The sequence below is a fragment of the Taibaiella soli genome, assembly GCF_003236175.1.
Classification (GTDB): Bacteria; Bacteroidota; Bacteroidia; order Chitinophagales; family Chitinophagaceae; genus QKTW01.
On sequence record NZ_QKTW01000017.1, the window covers coordinates 147,591 to 164,876 of the forward strand.

The window sequence follows — 17,286 nt, forward strand, 5'->3', positions numbered from 1 at the left end:
ACCGAGGACGATATAGGAGATATAAATGACAAATGAATAAAGCGACAAAACGACATCGAAATATTCCTGTGAAACCAATTTGGAAACAGGGGCGGTAAGTTCGTACCAGGCACTCATCTTCAGTTCAAACTTATGGGATCAAATGACCGGCTTGTTCCGATATTGGAAATGAAAACATCAAATCGGAAAGATCTGCAAGGACGGTAAGATCGTTCCTCAATCCAAAAGTCTGTTCTCTTTGAAAGAAATCTCCCGGCAAGTTCTTTACAAAGTTCTTGTTCTTTCGTATTCTCAATCCCGATTCTAAGGTTTCTGATTCTCTAATTTGCTCTTCTTCTGTAAAATTCTATCTAATCCTTGACTCTAAGTGAAGAGTGAATCTCCAATGATTGTAAGCATATAAGTACTGACGTTTTTCCAAGATCTGTTTATGAATATCCTTGAAAGACTTTTCTGATCTGAATTGATTCTTCTTTGATAAATCTTCTAAGATAGATCTTCAAGATTTCAACTGACTCTATGCATATAAGTACTGAGGTTTTCTTAGAAGCTATTTGTGATTCTTGTTTGATAAATCTTGAATGATTCTTCCAATAAATTTTAGAATGAATTTCTCAATAATTATTTGCATATAAGTACTAAGGTTCGGGGAAGAACGTTACTGACTTGTTGGCAAGGAAAGAAAGACGTAAGAACTTGTCGGCAACAAGATGAATGAATATGTCGGTGATAGGGACCTGACAAATGAAAGATATCAACGGCGGAGTTTCGGATATTCAAATTCTCGACGAAACAGAAAAATAGTATAAATGCATTACAAGAAATCAGAGGTTGGTGGTGAGAGAATAAACAGCCTTTAAGCTTGGCTGAAGTGATAACAATTGAATGGAAATATCGGCAGCATTGACCACCATTATTTTGGATTTGAACCTTGAATGAAAACTGATGAGAACTTACATCTATCTTGTCTCAAGTCTTAAGATTTGATCAAATTTCCAGGACGGTGACTTCGTACCATTGAAGATGGCCGGTTTGAAATCGAATTGACAGGAACTTACGTTTCATTTTACCACAAGTTGATTTGCCACAAATATCAATTTCTGCGAACATTTACAGGACGGTGACTTCGTACCTCAAGATTCATTTCTGATATGTAAGAGACAAATGAGATCTAAATGACCTATCACTATTGATATGAGATGGTAAGATGGTACCAAAGTAGGAGACATTCCAGTTTCTTTTCAAGAAGGTTATCAAATCTGTAAAGTCATTCCTGCTCAATTCCTCTTTCTTGATTAAAACTCCAGATCAATTTATTTTCAGATTGTATTTGTTTGTTCTTTCTACTTGCTGATTCTCTTTTGTGATTTATTCTTTTCGGATTCTAACAGCTCATTCAATTATTCTGGAGATTCTAACTTTTCTAAATAACTCTAAAGTTTGACTCTATCAATAATTACCTGCTTATATGTACTAAGGTTTTCCGATTCTCTATTTCTGATCGATTCTTGTCGGTTCTTTCTGTTCATTCAATAGTTCTTAGATAATTCTATCGGCGGTATGCATATTAGTACTGAGGTTTTCGGAGATGTCAATTCTGTAACAGATATCAATATTTCTGAAGAGGAATATCAAGTAGTTTCTTCTAAGATTATTTCAAATTCTGGAACTGGTATAAGTACTGAATCAATTGATGAATATAATTCTGTCGATTCTTCTTTGTACTCTATGCATATTAGTACTGAGGTTTTCGATAAGTCTCTTTTGATTGAAGATTTGAAGATGTTGGTGTATGATGAACTGAGATTGTTGGATGCTGCAAAGAAAAAGATTGACTCGATCCGTTCCACCAGCTTTCAAATAGGAATGGAGATCGAAGAGATATCTTTTGAAGTCAACAACCGTGTCAGCAAAAAGGAAAATTATTACGTGAACAAATCTCGTGCAGTTGCTTATTGTAAAAGACGCGGCCTGACACTGATCAAAGATGGCAGGAATTTTTACATCGATGACCTGGACCGATACGTTGCAATGAAAAAGAAGAGCATGGAAATTTATTACGGCGGAATAATATCAAAGTTGATCAAAGGGATATTCTATGCTGGCCGAAATAGTAGTAATGGAAGGTTAGATCACAATTTGACCGCGATGTCTAAATGCTTGGTGGAAATAATAAGGGAGGATAATGGTCTTGTCGAAATTGATCTGAAGAATTCCCAGTTTGCGATTCACGCATATTGGTTGAAACAGGAAGGTTTGTGTGACCTGGAGGACGTTGGCGTTTACTACGATCTATGTTCAAATGGAAAATTGTACGAGGAACTGGGAAAGATGCTGCAGCTTAAGAGAGAGGATGCCAAACAGCTAATGATGGAACTGGCATTCTCAAGCGAGAAAAACCATACAGCAGCGAAAAAGAAGTTCAAAGAAAGATTTCCCAATGTCGTCGCGCATATTGATGGAGTAAAGAAGGAAGGCGAATCACGTGATTTTTCGATCACTTTACAAAAAAGAGAAGCCGAAATTTTTGTTGATAATTTATACCCTTCAATCAAAGACGCGGGATTGTTTTGTCTCACCAAACATGACTCATTGATCGTAAAGAGAACGGAGGTGAATCAGGTGCTTGAAATTGTAAGAGAATATTTCAACTATCTGGAATTTGAATGTACACTGGATGTTGACGGTGAAATTGTGAAAATTTCATAGGCACTTCGAATCTTTACAATTGGATTCAAGATTTTTTAATCGGAAACTGCAGTCGCAAAAAATAATTAACTAATAATTGTGGTATTCGGGGGTGTGATTTCCTTGCCCGTTTTGTGGTTGTCGGTTTAGGTGGCTTTCGTACATTCGGGAAACAATCATAGTACTGTGATGCCCTTAATATTCTTACTTATCCCTACTGTTTTCCTGCAGCCAGCTTCAAATGATGGGTCTGCTGCGTTATTTATTTTAGTACTGTTTGCTTTGATGTTCTGGTATATCGTTCGCGGTCGCAGGAGGTCAGTTGACGGTTCGAAGAAATCGGACAATTTTCAACAGTCGAGAAAGGCTGAGCCAGATAAATATGGAACAGGCAGCGCATCTACCGCAGCGAATAAAAGTGAGTCAGACATTCAATTACTAAAAGATAATTCTCAAAAGCAAAAGAAGTTAAACAGTGATGATGCGTTTTGGGATAATCCATTGGTGAAACCCGCAGTTAAACGCAATGTTCAATTCAGCTATTTGACAATAGCTGCTTTCAAAGAAAAACTCGGGATTGCCAGTTTCGATGTTGTCAGAAATCCCAACACGGGAAAGCTCTTCGTTAGTACATCCAAAGGTTATTATCGTTGCCAACGGGACATTGACCTTACCAATCCTGCCAACCTCAAGTTCCTCATCGTAAACGGTGATTTCAACGAGTGTTGTCTTGTGAATGTTGACGACACGGGTAAAAATCGGCAGAGCATGCGTTCTGTCGAACTTGAAGAACAGCCGGATTACTTTCAGTTGCTAAAAGACAATCCTCAATGGCAAGACCAATTAAACCTGGAGCATACCCATCTCGATAATATTATTGAGAAATCTTTCGAGGTACCGGCAGCCGAAGTGGCTAAGAATCGAACGGATGAGGTGCCAGTTCCAGCCGATGAACATATTTTCCCTAAGGACCTGACGAAAAAGAAATGGTGTTTAATAACCCCATCAGTTGGCTCAGTTGATGTAGAATTCAAGGAAAATGGAAACTTTTATTTTTTCGCGGAATTGACGGGTAATACATGGAGAATTGTTGACGATAAACTATTTCTTGATTTCGACGGAATTGGGATTGGCATTGGACATGTATTCAATCTCGACAGAATTGGCGGTTTTATTTTTGGAAAAAAAGGACGCCCCGAGCATTTTCAGTTAAAGAAAAAGAGCTGTGATGAGTTAGAACGAACCTCAACCATCCCAGAAAATAGCCAAGGTACTAATTCAACTAATCTGGAATTTGAGTTTGTCGGAACTAAATGGAAAATAAGGAACCATGATGTTGATATTCGGGACGGTATCCTTGAGTTCCTTCCTGACGGCGTATTGAAATATGGGAACATTTTAAAGAGCGGTTGGTCATTTGCTGCCGGTATTCTTGCTCTGACGGTAAATAGCGGGTACTGCGCCTATCTCGGCGTTCTTAAAAACGAATCAGTAATAACAGGGACGGCAAAAAATATAAAAGGAGAAACGTGGAAGTTTGATATCGAGAAAATAATATCAGAAAAAGATCCTTTGCCAACCATTGGGTCAGCCAGTCAAACGAGAGTGGAAACGTCAGTCCTGTCAGCTTTTGCTGTTGAAAGTAATAGCGCACACGGATACAATTGGCGCGCACTTTGGCATTATTATCCTGTAAATAAATTCCATTACGCCAGTTTAGGTAGTAGTGATTTAGAGAATCGGAACCATGTGTTTAAATTTAAAGACGGCGAGGCTCCTGGAATGTATGCAACAAAGATGTCAAAAGCCTTATTGAGTACTTACGGTAAAGATTATTTGAAAACGAAAACTCTGCTTATTGTCCCGGCATCTTCAAAAGATAAAACAGAAAGAAGATTTAAGTTGTTTTGTTCAAAACTATGCGAACTGACTGGTTTGATAAACGGATACGAGATTTTGACAAATAATGACAAGGAGAAAAAGCCTAAACACCTGGGGGGGGATGGTGGGATCATCCCTTACGTTAAATTGACAGAATCGATCTCTGGAAGGAAAATTTTAGTGATCGATGACGTAAGGACATCCGGCCGGAGTTCAAACGATATTTATAATTTACTCAAGAGCAATGGCGCCAGCGAAATTGAATTTATTTATTTTGCAAGAACCGTATCGACACTTTAATGGATAAACAATTCATATTAACGCTTCTTAATACCAAGGATATTGGAAAGGGTACTGTGCGCAAGCTTCTCGATAAGTCAATAAAACCATCGAGTACCAAAGACTTGATCGATTATCTCGAAGATTTGCGCGCGGAAAACAAACGGGTTAAAGTCCCAACATTGGATAACTTGAATATAGGCGAGGAAAAGGCGGAACAGATTTTGAGCCTGTCTGAAAACAACAGTATCAGAATTCTATCAGTGAACGACGCACAATTTCCCGAACGATATAGAAGGATGCCTGACGGTCCGGTAATGATACATGTAAAGGGTAACTTGGAATGCCTGAATGAACAGACGTCTGTAGCAATTATAGGAACGAGAGAACCGAGTGATTATGGCGTGAACATAGGCAAGAGATACGGTCAAGTCTTCGCAGAAAAGAAGATTGCTGTAATTAGTGGGCTGGCTAAGGGGTGCGATACTGCAGGACATGAAGGATGTTTAGCAGGAAATGGCACCACCATTGCAATACTTGCTGGCGGACTCGATAAAATTTATCCTAAAGAAAATACTCAACTGGCGGACCGAATATTGGCTTCTGGCGGTGCACTCATTTCAGAGTATCAAATTGGCACGCCTGCACAGGGTAATTTCTTCGTTGAGCGAGACAGACTACAAAGCGGACTTAGTAAAGCGCTTTTGGTCATCGAAACAGACATTAAAGGAGGTTCAATGCACACAGTAGGATTTGCTCAGAAGCAAGGTGTTCCGGTATATTTCGATTACACCAGAGTCGCAGAAGAAAACCGGATGGACTTTCATAAATTCCAAGGTAACAGGGATATGATCGAAGGGAATAAGGCGAAGGCAATTAAAAATGGAAGCGATTTAAACGAACTGATAGATTTTATTATATCAACACCCTCCAACATTGGAAATGGGGGTATCATTGATAGTCACAATAACCAAATGACGATGTTTTAAGTTTATGGGTGGGTTCATTTTCGATTTGGATCAGACGTTAGTCGATAGTTCTGTCGCCGAGATGCATCGGCAAGCCCGGGACTGGTCAAAAGTATATGAGTTGATTCCTGAATTTCATATTTATGATGGGATGTTGGAGTTGTTGAACAAAATAGTGGCCAAGGGATATGCATTATCGATTGTTACAGCATCTCCATCGACATATTGTCAACGGGTAATCGAACACTTCAGGCTGCCATTTACGGTAGCTGTCTGTTACCACGATACTCAGAAGCGAAAACCTCATCCGGAACCAATACTTCTTGCATGTGAGCGAATGGCGATTAGTCCTTCGAAAGTGATATCTATTGGAGATCGAGATATTGACATTGTTGCTTCTCGCTCTGCCAATGTTTTTTCAATCGGCGCGTTGTGGGGAAGCTCAATATCGGATCGGCAGAAATTAATCGAGTCAAAACCCAATTTGATATTTACCAGTCCTGCAGAATTGATGGATTTCTTGGTACTCAAAGGAAAGATATAAGTGCTTACGAGCGTAAAAGGGCTATTTGAAACGTTATAGGAGTGATTTGACAGATATTGTTTGTATGCATCCTTGAACAATATAAATATGAAAACATTTACCGACCTTATTTCTTCTGTCTTGCATTTTGTGCTTATATGCCCAGGTTAAAAAGGAGGTTGACAATGGTATTTTTGTTTTATTTCCTTCTGCCTCGGAATACAAAACAACGACGTCAACGTCTACTTACTTAGCGAAAACTCAAAACTGCATTTTTATGGTACTAATCCAAAGAAATGCAATCCCGAATTACCCGGAGTATGTAAAAGCGAAACAAAAATGGACGGCCTCAGAGATCGAAAAAGTTGAAAGTTCGTTTTTGGATAATATTGCCAAGGGTAAGCTTGAGTATACCGGAAACCAAGGTGTCGTTACTCCGATAAAAATAGGAGGCTATAGAGGTCGAAACATCGAATATTCAGCAATAAACCCTGCAACCGGCGAGCGAGGAAAGCGGTTTACTAAAGTTTTTTTAGTTAGGGATAAAGCTATAAACTTTGATGTTTGGTTTTTAAATGATAGTCAAACGGCAATTCGAGAAAAGGACAAATTCCTTAATTCAATCCAAGTTCAGTAATTAAAAGTGTCGGTAGAATAGTGAGGAGACAGATCGATGTGGAATAGTGAATTGTTAGAATTTCCGCCACTTGATGCGAATTTCAGTCCTTAAATTTTTTGAGCTGCGACCAGTCGTTATTTTAGTAGCTTGCCAAACAAGTACAGGAAAATGTTGTAAAACAAATCAACAATGAGCGAGACCAATCACTAAACGACAGCAAGAAGGACGACGTCCTAATGAAACTAATGCTGGTAAGTCATGCAGCGGAGGATCTGCCACAGATAATTCGGTCCATGGAGACACTTGCATCGGTCTTCGAGGGCCGCGGCAGAGAACTGTTGCAGCAGGCAGAAAAGATGCGAGAGGACAAGGCAGTGCTCGAAAAACGGCTGCAAACCGAAAAAGGAGACCAACAATCCGATCTGAAATGATTTGACTCTGGGCTTCAAAAATGAAAACGGGACTTTGACTGAATTCCAATACTCTATACAAAAACGACCATCAGATAAACATCCGGCAAGTATTTGTATAATGAAATAAAATATAACTTTCCGGATGTTTATTAATATTTCCATTAGTCACCCACCGGCAATGTTTCCACATTGCCTTTTTTATTGATGTCAAGGCAGAAATGATCTTGTAAAAGTTCTACTGAATGATTTGCAGCAAGATAAAAAAGACGAGGTTGAAACCCCGTCACTACTTTCTTAGTTTAAACGTATAAATAATCTTATGCAAAGATAATGTATAATTATAATATTTAATGTATTTGGTGGAACAAATCACCTTTTCAAATCCACTGATTAAATGACTTGCATCAGGATTGCCGTAAGTGATCTTGATTATAGCTCTTGATTATTTGCAATGTAAATATTGGACTTATATCGTCCAATTGTAACCTGGCATGAAGATTTTAGGTGTCAAAATAGAACCTTGAACAGAATAAATGAATCTTCACTTTTAAATTTTTCTTTGACCTGTACGATGTCATTGACAATATCAAATCCAAAGACCATTCTCAATTTGCAATCAAATGTTAACACCTGGTAGCATCCGTGATGATTGACACTGTACTCAAGAAGTTCATGGAACTTGGCATTTGTGCATTGTCCCTGCATGATTCAATTTTCGTGAATAACGAATCTGATTTGAATCATGCCGAAGAATTGATAACTCAAGCGATGAGTGAAAAGCACGGTGTGAAAGTGTCATTCAAAAGGAATCAATTCATGAGGTCAAAGAAGAAAAATGTATTGAAGAAAGGATTGAGGAAATGGCTGAATTGATGATTGAATGTCATCCTACTTTTGAAGAAGATAAATGGATGAGGAAACAGTTGAAGATCGCCCGGAAGAGAGAACGGAAAGTGATGCAGCGAACTTGTGTCGATGGTGGAATGTGATGGGGGCTTAACATTCCAAATCAGTTGAATAATGGGATAAAGCATAGTATTTGATAGAAATAATTAGTTTTAGGGATTGAATCATCCGCATTATGGCCCAAAAACCATTTAAAGTTTCTGCACGTACGGCCAGGCTAATTGGTCGAGAAAACGTGTCAAATGTTGACGGAGCAATAATAGAATTGGTGAAAAATTGCTTCGATGCAGATTCTCCGATTTGCATTCTATATTTTGACATACAGTTTGAATTTATCCCCGAAACAATAAGCCTCAAAGAATATCAAAGATTTGTTGATGAAAATCCTATATTAAATCAGGGATATTCATTAAATAGAGAATCGAAGTTTTATTTTCTTGACAACGATTGTTCGGATGACGTGCTAAAGGACATAGAGTTTTTTTTCAAAAGTAAAAACCAACTCTTTATAATAGATCAAGGGGACGGAATGACAGAAGAGGTTATCGATAAGCATTGGATGACGATAGGAACAAACAATAAATTATCTGATGTTTTTACCGGTGGCGGGCGGGTAAAAGTTGGTGCAAAAGGTATAGGGCGTTTTGCGCTGGACAGACTTGGAAGTACTTGTCACATGATAACCTTACCCAAGGGGAAAAAGAACGGATTTAATTGGCTCGTCAATTGGGAGGACTTTGAAAAAGATGGCGCCATAATTGGAGATATCAATGCTGATTTTACTGTGGTTCGGAACCTTAATTTGAGAAAAACAGTTGTAGATCTAACTGGTGACGCAAGAATAGCTAAAATTATAACCTCGTCTAAACTTAATTTTGATCAAGGAACGTGTTTGCATATTGGGAATTTAAGAGATTGGTGGACTGAAAAAACTTTAAGTGAACTTTTTGAAAATTTAGAGACGCTATCTCCTCCTGGTAATAAACAAAAGTTTCAAATTGAGCTAATAAGTAGAAATTATCCTGTCAAATTTGGTCGTGTTGCAAATGAAACGTATTCTGATTTTGATTACCGAATTTTTGCAAAGGTTAACTCTGACAAATCGATTGAAATAAAAGTTGATAGAAACGAATTACAGGTAAACAAAATAGATAAAGACCTTTTCAAACGTAAGGCGATGTTGCAGCCGCCATACGATTACCAAACGTTTAAAAAAGGTAGCTTCGAAATAAAAACCTCCATAAACGACCTTCTACCTTGGTTAGCAAATAGCTCTTTTGCTAAGGAGGCAAACAATTTAAAGAATTTCGATTTTCTCTTTTACTTTATAAAGCAGGCAAGTACTCAAAATGATAAAGAACGCTTTGGCTATAGAAGCTTTAATAGAACAGACAGAGCTTCATGGTTTAGGAAATTTGGTGGAATAAAGGTTTTTAGAGACAATTTTAGAGTTCGTCCATATGGAGAATTTGAAAATGCATCTTTTGATTGGTTGTTGCTTGGAGATCGCCAGGCAAAAAGCCCTGCCGGTATAACCAAGCACGGGGGGGGCTGGAGAGTTGCGCCCAATCAAGTTGCCGGGATTGTAAATATTTCCAGGATTTCTAATTTAAATTTTGAGGACAAGTCAAGTCGCGAAGGTTTTCAGGAAAATGACACTTTCTATATTTTCAAACTGTTACTTTTAGAGATAATTCATGTCTTCGAAATTGATAGGCATGACGTGATGCGTGAGATAGATTTATTAAAGCGAGAGAAGAAAGACGCTGATGACGCAAAAAGAAAGGCAGAAGAATTGATAGAAGAAGGGGAAGATCATGAAATTAATGAGGAAAGTAAAACTAAAGATGATTTCAAAGAGGAAAGGGATACATTTAAATCTGCCTTTAGCTCTATAAAAGCTGATCTTGATGACGCGGAAGAACAGATTCGCATTCTTAGTGCTTTGGCTACAACAGGACTTATAATAACCAGTTTTGCACATGAGTTTCCATCTTTTAAAAATAAACTTATTAGAAGTACAAATAATCTTTCCAACTCTTTAGACAAAGAATTAAATAGGAGCAGATTAGAAAAAAAATTGGATGCGAAGCATAATCCATTTAATCATCTCGACAACCTTAAAAAAGCACACGAAGGTATTACACACTGGTTAGATTTGTCTTTGGCAGCAGTCAGAAAAGATAAACGAGCATTAAAAAACATTGATTTGAAATCTTACCTGTCAGATTTTAAAAATGAAACATGGAAGGAGGTTCTGATAGCAAGGAAAACCACTTTGTTAATTGATTCGGATAATGTTGCAGACCTTACAATTAAGGGATTTTTGATAGATGTCGATAGCATTTTCAATAATCTTTTAATTAATTCGTTTGATGCGTTTGATAGAAAAGGCTTTTCGGGAGAGCGAACCGTACGCATTTCAATTGACCTGATTGTACCTTCGGAAGACGAAAAAGAATATATACTGATTCACTATAAAGATTCAGGCCCCGGTCTCTTGAAAAGTATAGAGAATCCATACAATATCCTTAGACGCGGTTATACTACGAAAGTAAATTCTGAAAACGAACAAATTGGTACTGGCTTAGGGATGTGGATAATAAGCGAAGCAGTCTCATTCTATGGCGGAATTATCGAATTATTAAGTTCCAAAACAGGATTCGAGTTGAAAATTTTAATACCATATAAAAAAGCGTCTAATGAGTAGATATTTGATTGCTTATATCGATGAGGATCAGGGAGATCGTGAACAATTTGAAATATATTTTGATGAATATAAGGAAGATTTTCAGGTGACTAATTTATTTCCAGGTAAAAAATCTCTGGAGGAATTGGTTGAGGAAGTAGTGGAAACTGCACCGGATATTGTCGTTCTTGATTTCAATCTTAAGTATTCGGATGATACCGTTCCAGATAATGGGGACGTCGTAATGCAAAGAATTTCAGATAGAAAACCTTTACTTCCCGTTGTTTTAATGACATCGTATAAAAATTTTGCTGAAAAGAGTTTTATTTCTCCTGAAAAGAGAAAAAGTATCCTCGAAAAATCGATGCTAAATGATGCTAAGGATAAAGGTTTCAGGGATGAATTGCTTGTATATATCACTTATTATAAAGACTTGCTTCAGAAATACAAAGATGAGTTTGCCGGGTTACAACATAAAGGACAATTAAGTGATGTTGAGCAAGCACGGCTTTTAGAACTTGATAGTATCTTGGAAGAAGCAGTAGATCGACAATCTGCAATTAAGTCGGAACATAAGACAGACGAGAATTTATCAGATTTACAAAATCTTATAAGCAGTACAAAAGAATTAATTAAGGACCTAAAGAATAAACCCAATGCCTCAGTTTAGAATCCTAACCCCAGGAAATAGTTGTAACGTCATTAGAGCAAATTATCGTGATTACAAGAGACCGTGGTTAGTTAATGATTTTTCGCAAAAATGTGGTTATTGTGGGGACCACGACATGTGGGCTGGCGGTTGGAGAGGAATGCAAATTGATCATTTCGCTCCAAAAAAAAAATTTCCTGACCTCAAGAGTACCTATTCAAATTTGGTTTATTCATGTTTCTATTGTAATAACAATAAATCAGATGACTGGGTTACGAATTCTCCTGATCCCAGCATTTCAGAGGATAACAGCAGAGGATACATACATCCGAGGCTGGAGTTATATAATGAGATTTTTGAAAGGGATGTTTCGGGAAAAATAATAGCACTAACTGATGTCGCAAAATACATGCATAAGCAATTGTGTCTGGGACTTGCGAGACACAGAATGATCTTTGTCCTTGAGGAACTTTATAACCTCTGGCGGGAGTTAAATCAAATTGTTTTATCAGAGGAAATAGACGAGGATAAACGGATGCAATTTGAAGAAAATAAATCCAATATTTCAAAAAAATTTATGGAATATTTTAGTCATTACCGGTCTGTAGTTTAAAGTAACGTGCAAGCTTTATTGAAGTACAAATGAAAATTGAAGTTTTTAAATTTTTAAACAGTTATTCTACAAATACACTTGAAATTGATAGAATAATAGTTTCAACTTTTTTATATGAAAACGGACTTGACAATACGCGTAATAACCTACTGCGTAGTTATTTGATTCAAGCCGGGGATGATGATTATGACGCACTGCTTTCATTTCAAAAAATATGTAGTCTAAGAGATCTTGAGGAATTAATTAAAGTTTTTGAATTTGTTATTTCGCCTTCGGACAAAATTGTTAATGGTGCAGTCTATACTCCCGAATTTATAAGAGAGTATATCGTTAAGAGTTGTTTAGAACAATTTCAAGGGGACATCAATTCAATGTCCATTGCCGATTTGGCGTGTGGATGTGGAGGATTTCTTTTGTCAGTCGCACGCCAGCTTTATAACTTAACAGATTCCTCTTACTACGATATTTTCAAACACAATATTTTTGGTGTAGATATAGCAGACTATAGCATTGAAAGAACCAAAATCTTATTGTCGCTATTTGCTGTAAAAAATGGAGAAGAAAGGGAGATATTTGAATTTAATTTATGTCAAGGTAATTCTCTGGAGCTAAATTGGACTTCAAATTTTCGAAGGTATGATGAACTTGGTGGTTTCGATATCGTTGTTGGAAATCCTCCGTATGTGTGTTCAAGGAATATGTCTGAAGAAACTTTACTTTCGATAAGTAATTGGGAAGTTTCAAAAACTGGGCACCCCGATCTTTATATTCCTTTCTTTCAGTTAGGATATGAATGTCTAACGAAAAATGGAGTGTTAGGATTTATCACAGTAAATACTTTCACTAAGAGTATTAATGGTCGTGCGCTGCGTAAATATTTTAGTGACAAAAATGTTGATTTAAAAATAATCAGCTTTGGTGGAGAACAATTATTCCCTGATAGGAACACATATACGTGTATATGCTTTCTGAGTAATAATGATCCGGCAGTGAAGTATATCAGAATAGCCAGTAAAAATATTATATCTCTTCAATTAGAAACCCTCGTAAGGTTTCCATATAGTGAATTGAATAATTTCGACGGGTGGAACTTGACAAATGATAGGTCTACTTCGGAGTTTCTTAAGACAATCGAATCTGTCGGAAAGCCATTCAAGGATGTTTTTAAAACAAAAAATGGAATCGCAACATTAAAGAATGATGTTTTTAAATTTACTCCTTTGGCTGAAGACGGTCAATTTTACTATTTCGTAGAAGATAGTCAAGAGTACGCTATAGAACGTAACATCTGCCGGGATATAATTAATGCAAATAAAATAAGGAATCCAGAAGACATTAATCTTTTACGGGAAAAGATTATTTTTCCTTATGATCAGGAGATCAAAATTCTCGCTGAAATGGAGATGCGTGAAAGGTTTCCGAATGCTTTTAAATATCTGAAATCAAAAAAGTCCATTTTGTCAACAAGGGATAAAGGGCAAAGAGAGTATGAAAAATGGTACGCATTCGGCAGACGTCAATCAATGGATATTAGGCAATACAAGCTTTTCTTTCCCCACATATGTGACAAACCTGTTTTTACTCTCTGTTCGGATCGAGAATTGCTTTTTTATAACGGACTGGCCATTGTGTCAGATGACATGGAGGAATTAAAGGCTGTTCAAATAATACTTAGTTCTCAACTTTTCCTGAAGTATATAAAAAATAACACAAAGGATTATGCTTCAGGATATATATCTATGAGTAGGAATTATCTCAAAAATTTTGGGGTTCCACACTTTACTCAATCCTTTATTAAACGACTTTTAAACAATGATAACGTCGAGGAGTTTTTAGCTCATACTTATAACATTGAACTGTAAGCGCGGTTTCATATTGAGTGACACTATGACGAGCTTGTAAGAAAATAGAAGATCAGTCAATTGTATTTATCAGACAGTAAGGCAATGATTTTACAAGATTACGTCTGATTTTTTTGAAAAAATGATGGAACAGTGCCTTTGTTTAATCTTAATGTCATAAGAAGTTTATTCGAAGAAGCGGATTCAATTGACTGGTAGAAGTACCATGAGAAATTTCAGAAGGGATTTTGAGTATATCTGTTGAAGACAGGAAACGTTTTTTGGAATTTTTACTTGCTTCTGACGCCAAAGGGATATTCATTTTCTCGCAAATTTTCTTGAACTCTGGATACGGCACCTGATACTTTTTCGACAAACTGGTTAGTGATTCAGACCAGACAAGGTCATAGCGTTCTTCGCGACTAATATTTACTTGTTCCATGGTTGACTTTTACTTGGGGTCAATTTAGACACATTTCAAATGCCCAAGTTGCCAATTAGTCTAAGGTTCAATCGGTTCTTCAAATTTTTCCTTTTCGTTTATTCCGAGTCATTTCAATTTATCAATACTGACACTGGGATTTAATCAATCGCGAGGGCTTAAGAAAAACTGCAGGACAACCTGTGGCGATACGGATGCAAGTGGTTTGTGAAGTTTTTATAAGTGACGCGAGAGAACCGACATCATTTGTGGGTGTAACAATAAATGATTAGGCAAGAAATGTGAGGCGAAACACGTGAAAAATGCCCCCTGTTCAAATGATTTTTTTCTTGCTAAATTCGATCTATTATAATGCGTGATTTTTGTATATATAATGACCCATTAGGCAATAATCGTGTTGATTTCCAAGATATTATCTATTACACCATGAAGAATTATCTTAACCTTTTGTTCGGCGCTTCCATTGGCCTTTCGCTTGGATTAATACTGGGGCTTTCCATATCCCCGGTTGCTCAGGCGTTTTTAGGCGTATTTTCTTCAATCATAGCAGTCATTTTAGGAGTTCAAAAGCCCATTGCCTTGTCGACCGAAAGTGCATCATCTTCATTGGGTAGTGTTGCAAAAACATACACAGTCATTGGTTTTGGGTTTGCTTTATCCATAGGAATCATCTTAGGTATACTGCTGCGAACACATGAAGTGCTCGAAGTGTCTTTGGACAAACGGGTAAATAATTGGGTTAGAGCAGGATATTCCCAAAAAGATGCTTTAGAATATGCAGCTTTTGAAAAATTAGGTTTCAGACCAGACCATGGCCAGCAATGGGATACCTCAAAAAAGGCAAATTTGTTCGGTTCAGACGCGAGGGCAGGCGTTCTCTTCGATGACCAAGTAAAGACCGCACTTTGCAACTTTACTACTTTGCAGAGTAATGTTTCAGACGAGGTGTTTGTAGGTAACCTCAGATCAGTTTATCAAAATTATCCTATGCCTAAATTGAACGCGCTCTCAGATTCTATCCAAAGTTTACATCTTCCCGTTGCAATTGAAAAAAAATTACTAATTGCTTTAAACAGATTTATATGCACAGGAGATTAGCGTACCAAATTCTGCTTATTCTTTTCATTTCCATTACAAGGGTGTGTGCCGCTGACGAGAATTATGCAAGATCAGTTGTAAAGGTTATGGCATTCTACGGTAAGGATAAACAAGGTAAAGATTTATGTGGTCTCTCTACTGGATTCGTTTATAACCAGGCCAATACAGTTGTCACTACATTACATTCCATTGCTGGAGCAAATAGTATTATCGTGCGTAGTGAGATTACAGGAATAATGTTTCGGGCGAAACCTCTTAAAGTTTTAAAAAATGCTGATTTAGTTCTTTTACAGTTAAACACTGATTCTCGATTACCTGCACTCCACTCTGCGAATGTATCGTCCAATTCTCATGAAACGTTCAGGATATGGGGCTATCCTCTTGACGTTGCTACAATGCAAGGTGATAATATCACATTTTTAAGTTCCTTAAATAATGCTCCAGTTTTAAATGAGATAATTGGGACGAGTACTTACCAGAATCTTATCAAAGAAATAAACGCAGAAGGTTATCCTGCGCTAAATACCCAGATAGAACGAGTAAGTGCTATACAACCAGGTCATTCGGGTTCTCCGATATTTAATTCACTTGGACAAGTGATTGGTATTGCCGATGGAGGGATTGCTGGTGGTTATGCCCGGATCAATTGGGCTATCAAAGCGGAACCATACCTAAATGATTTATTAGCATCGAATCAAAATGTAACAGGGATTTCCAAATCTTCCCTAAACGAATTGTATAGCATGGAGTTGACAAATAAACCAGACGATGTTTTTACACCCAATATTGTAATCCGAGATAGGTATAATCAGAAAATGGTGAAGACTTGGGTTAAGAGTTTAGCTGAACTGATCAATTCATTGCCAACGAATGAAGATGATGCTCGCAATGCTTTTAAACATTATCAGAATGACTACAAGTTAGATATAGAAGACATCCAGATCCAGGTTTATGAAAATTTTGAAACAGGTTTTACTCTTGCTGTCCCCGTAGGTAGTAAGTTTTATTTGGATGATAAAAGCGGATATTTTGTTATTGAGTCCGATTATGAGAAAGAATATTACTTGATGAACACGAGTAAAAATTTTGACAGTCTTGTTAACCGAGCGGATGCATTCGATAAATATTTTGAACTGCTGGACGATTGGATACTCCCTGCGGGAGCCTATTCTGAGTATACAAAAAAAGAGGACTATTATCGCATTGGCAGGGATTTACGTTCCTCCGACAACAAGGTGCTTTTGAATGTACGTGCGGATGTCTATCATAATTTTTTAGACGCGAGGGCAACGATCAGGGATTCTAAACTTAGAAATGGTGCAAATCCAAACACAAGCTATGTTCTCGATGTTTTGGATAGGATAAATAAGAGTAATCTGCCTAAACTAATTCAACAATAGCTTTTGTATTTTCGTTTGTCACATCCCGCCAAAAGCAAGACGATGCGATGAGAAGAAAGCTTGGGAACGTGCAAATTCGTATGTCAGCGGAATTGGGAGACGCGATAGACAATATGATCGCTATACGATTTCAATCGTTCAAGTTTTTGTCCAAAGTTGACCAGGATGATTAGAAACTTAGGTCCATTTGACCATCGAAATAGTGCAAATTTTAGTGCAAGCCGATAAAAAGAAGGTAATAAAAAAAGGAGTTACGTTTATCGTAACTCCTTATAGA

13 protein-coding genes are annotated in these 17,286 nt (G+C 37.2%); 12 read left to right on the top strand and 1 reads right to left on the bottom strand.

Annotation, left to right across the window (positions count from 1 at the left end; translation table 11 throughout):
* Positions 1 to 1,560: 1,560 nt before the first annotated feature.
* The 10 genes from DN068_RS12135 (at position 1,561) to DN068_RS12185 (ending at position 14,090) form a co-directional block, all read left to right on the top strand.
* On the top strand, positions 1,561 to 2,709 hold the full coding sequence (locus DN068_RS12135) for a hypothetical protein (protein ID WP_123985329.1): 1,149 nt from the start codon (positions 1,561 to 1,563) through the stop codon (positions 2,707 to 2,709).
* A gap of 168 nt (positions 2,710 to 2,877) precedes the next feature.
* Positions 2,878 to 4,869, top strand: coding sequence for a phosphoribosyltransferase (locus tag DN068_RS12140; RefSeq protein WP_110999199.1), 1,992 nt, complete (start codon positions 2,878 to 2,880; stop codon positions 4,867 to 4,869).
* Positions 4,869 to 5,837 carry a DNA-processing protein DprA gene (locus DN068_RS12145; protein WP_110999200.1) on the top strand — a complete coding sequence of 323 codons (969 nt, stop codon included), beginning with the start codon at positions 4,869 to 4,871 and terminating at the stop codon, positions 5,835 to 5,837. Before DN068_RS12140 ends, DN068_RS12145 begins: the two co-directional genes overlap by 1 nt.
* 4 nt (positions 5,838 to 5,841) lie before the next feature.
* Positions 5,842 to 6,360: an HAD family hydrolase gene (locus DN068_RS12150; RefSeq protein WP_110999201.1), complete on the top strand. Its 519-nt coding sequence runs from the start codon at positions 5,842 to 5,844 to the stop codon at positions 6,358 to 6,360.
* A gap of 256 nt (positions 6,361 to 6,616) precedes the next feature.
* Positions 6,617 to 6,976: a hypothetical protein gene (locus tag DN068_RS12155; protein ID WP_110999202.1), complete on the top strand. Its 360-nt coding sequence runs from the start codon at positions 6,617 to 6,619 to the stop codon at positions 6,974 to 6,976.
* A 275-nt stretch (positions 6,977 to 7,251) separates the two neighbouring features.
* Entirely contained in the window at positions 7,252 to 7,389 is a 138-nt protein-coding gene (locus DN068_RS22140) for a hypothetical protein (protein WP_165836377.1), read from the top strand.
* 1,063 nt (positions 7,390 to 8,452) lie between these two features.
* Complete coding sequence (locus tag DN068_RS12170; RefSeq protein ID WP_110999205.1) at positions 8,453 to 10,987, top strand: ATP-binding protein; 2,535 nt, start codon at positions 8,453 to 8,455, stop codon at positions 10,985 to 10,987.
* Complete coding sequence (locus DN068_RS12175) at positions 10,980 to 11,636, top strand: response regulator (protein ID WP_110999206.1); 657 nt, start codon at positions 10,980 to 10,982, stop codon at positions 11,634 to 11,636. The genes DN068_RS12170 and DN068_RS12175 overlap by 8 nt, the downstream gene beginning before the upstream one ends.
* Complete coding sequence (locus tag DN068_RS12180) at positions 11,623 to 12,228, top strand: HNH endonuclease (RefSeq protein ID WP_110999207.1); 606 nt, start codon at positions 11,623 to 11,625, stop codon at positions 12,226 to 12,228. Before DN068_RS12175 ends, DN068_RS12180 begins: the two co-directional genes overlap by 14 nt.
* 29 nt (positions 12,229 to 12,257) lie before the next feature.
* Positions 12,258 to 14,090, top strand: a complete 1,833-nt coding sequence (locus DN068_RS12185; protein WP_110999208.1) for an HsdM family class I SAM-dependent methyltransferase — start codon at positions 12,258 to 12,260, stop codon at positions 14,088 to 14,090.
* Positions 14,091 to 14,244: 154 nt separating this feature from the next.
* On the opposite strand, the gene DN068_RS12190 is transcribed toward DN068_RS12185, so the two are convergent.
* A complete protein-coding gene (locus DN068_RS12190) occupies positions 14,245 to 14,511 on the bottom strand; it encodes a hypothetical protein (RefSeq protein ID WP_110999209.1) in 267 nt (88 codons plus the stop codon).
* A 351-nt stretch (positions 14,512 to 14,862) separates the two neighbouring features.
* Here DN068_RS12190 and DN068_RS12195 point away from each other — a divergent pair, with 351 nt between their 5' ends.
* Together DN068_RS12195 and DN068_RS12200 are read left to right on the top strand one after the other, a co-directional pair.
* Positions 14,863 to 15,609: a hypothetical protein gene (locus DN068_RS12195; RefSeq protein ID WP_110999210.1), complete on the top strand. Its 747-nt coding sequence runs from the start codon at positions 14,863 to 14,865 to the stop codon at positions 15,607 to 15,609.
* On the top strand, positions 15,594 to 17,009 hold the full coding sequence (locus tag DN068_RS12200) for a S1 family peptidase (RefSeq protein ID WP_110999211.1): 1,416 nt from the start codon (positions 15,594 to 15,596) through the stop codon (positions 17,007 to 17,009). The genes DN068_RS12195 and DN068_RS12200 overlap by 16 nt, the downstream gene beginning before the upstream one ends.
* Positions 17,010 to 17,286: the final 277 nt, after the last annotated feature.

Bases quoted from the DNA above. Each gene is read 5' to 3' on its own strand.
- DN068_RS12135 (WP_123985329.1), top strand. From the start codon at position 1,561: ATGCATATTAGTACTGAGGTTTTCGGAGATGTCAATTCTGTAACAGAT.
- DN068_RS12140 (WP_110999199.1), top strand. From the start codon at position 2,878: ATGCCCTTAATATTCTTACTTATCCCTACTGTTTTCCTGCAGCCAGCT.
- DN068_RS12145 (WP_110999200.1), top strand. From the start codon at position 4,869: ATGGATAAACAATTCATATTAACGCTTCTTAATACCAAGGATATTGGA.
- DN068_RS12150 (WP_110999201.1), top strand. From the start codon at position 5,842: ATGGGTGGGTTCATTTTCGATTTGGATCAGACGTTAGTCGATAGTTCT.
- DN068_RS12155 (WP_110999202.1), top strand. From the start codon at position 6,617: ATGGTACTAATCCAAAGAAATGCAATCCCGAATTACCCGGAGTATGTA.
- DN068_RS22140 (WP_165836377.1), top strand. From the start codon at position 7,252: ATGGAGACACTTGCATCGGTCTTCGAGGGCCGCGGCAGAGAACTGTTG.
- DN068_RS12170 (WP_110999205.1), top strand. From the start codon at position 8,453: ATGGCCCAAAAACCATTTAAAGTTTCTGCACGTACGGCCAGGCTAATT.
- DN068_RS12175 (WP_110999206.1), top strand. From the start codon at position 10,980: ATGAGTAGATATTTGATTGCTTATATCGATGAGGATCAGGGAGATCGT.
- DN068_RS12180 (WP_110999207.1), top strand. From the start codon at position 11,623: ATGCCTCAGTTTAGAATCCTAACCCCAGGAAATAGTTGTAACGTCATT.
- DN068_RS12185 (WP_110999208.1), top strand. From the start codon at position 12,258: ATGAAAATTGAAGTTTTTAAATTTTTAAACAGTTATTCTACAAATACA.
- DN068_RS12190 (WP_110999209.1), bottom strand. From the start codon at position 14,511: ATGGAACAAGTAAATATTAGTCGCGAAGAACGCTATGACCTTGTCTGG.
- DN068_RS12195 (WP_110999210.1), top strand. From the start codon at position 14,863: ATGCGTGATTTTTGTATATATAATGACCCATTAGGCAATAATCGTGTT.
- DN068_RS12200 (WP_110999211.1), top strand. From the start codon at position 15,594: ATGCACAGGAGATTAGCGTACCAAATTCTGCTTATTCTTTTCATTTCC.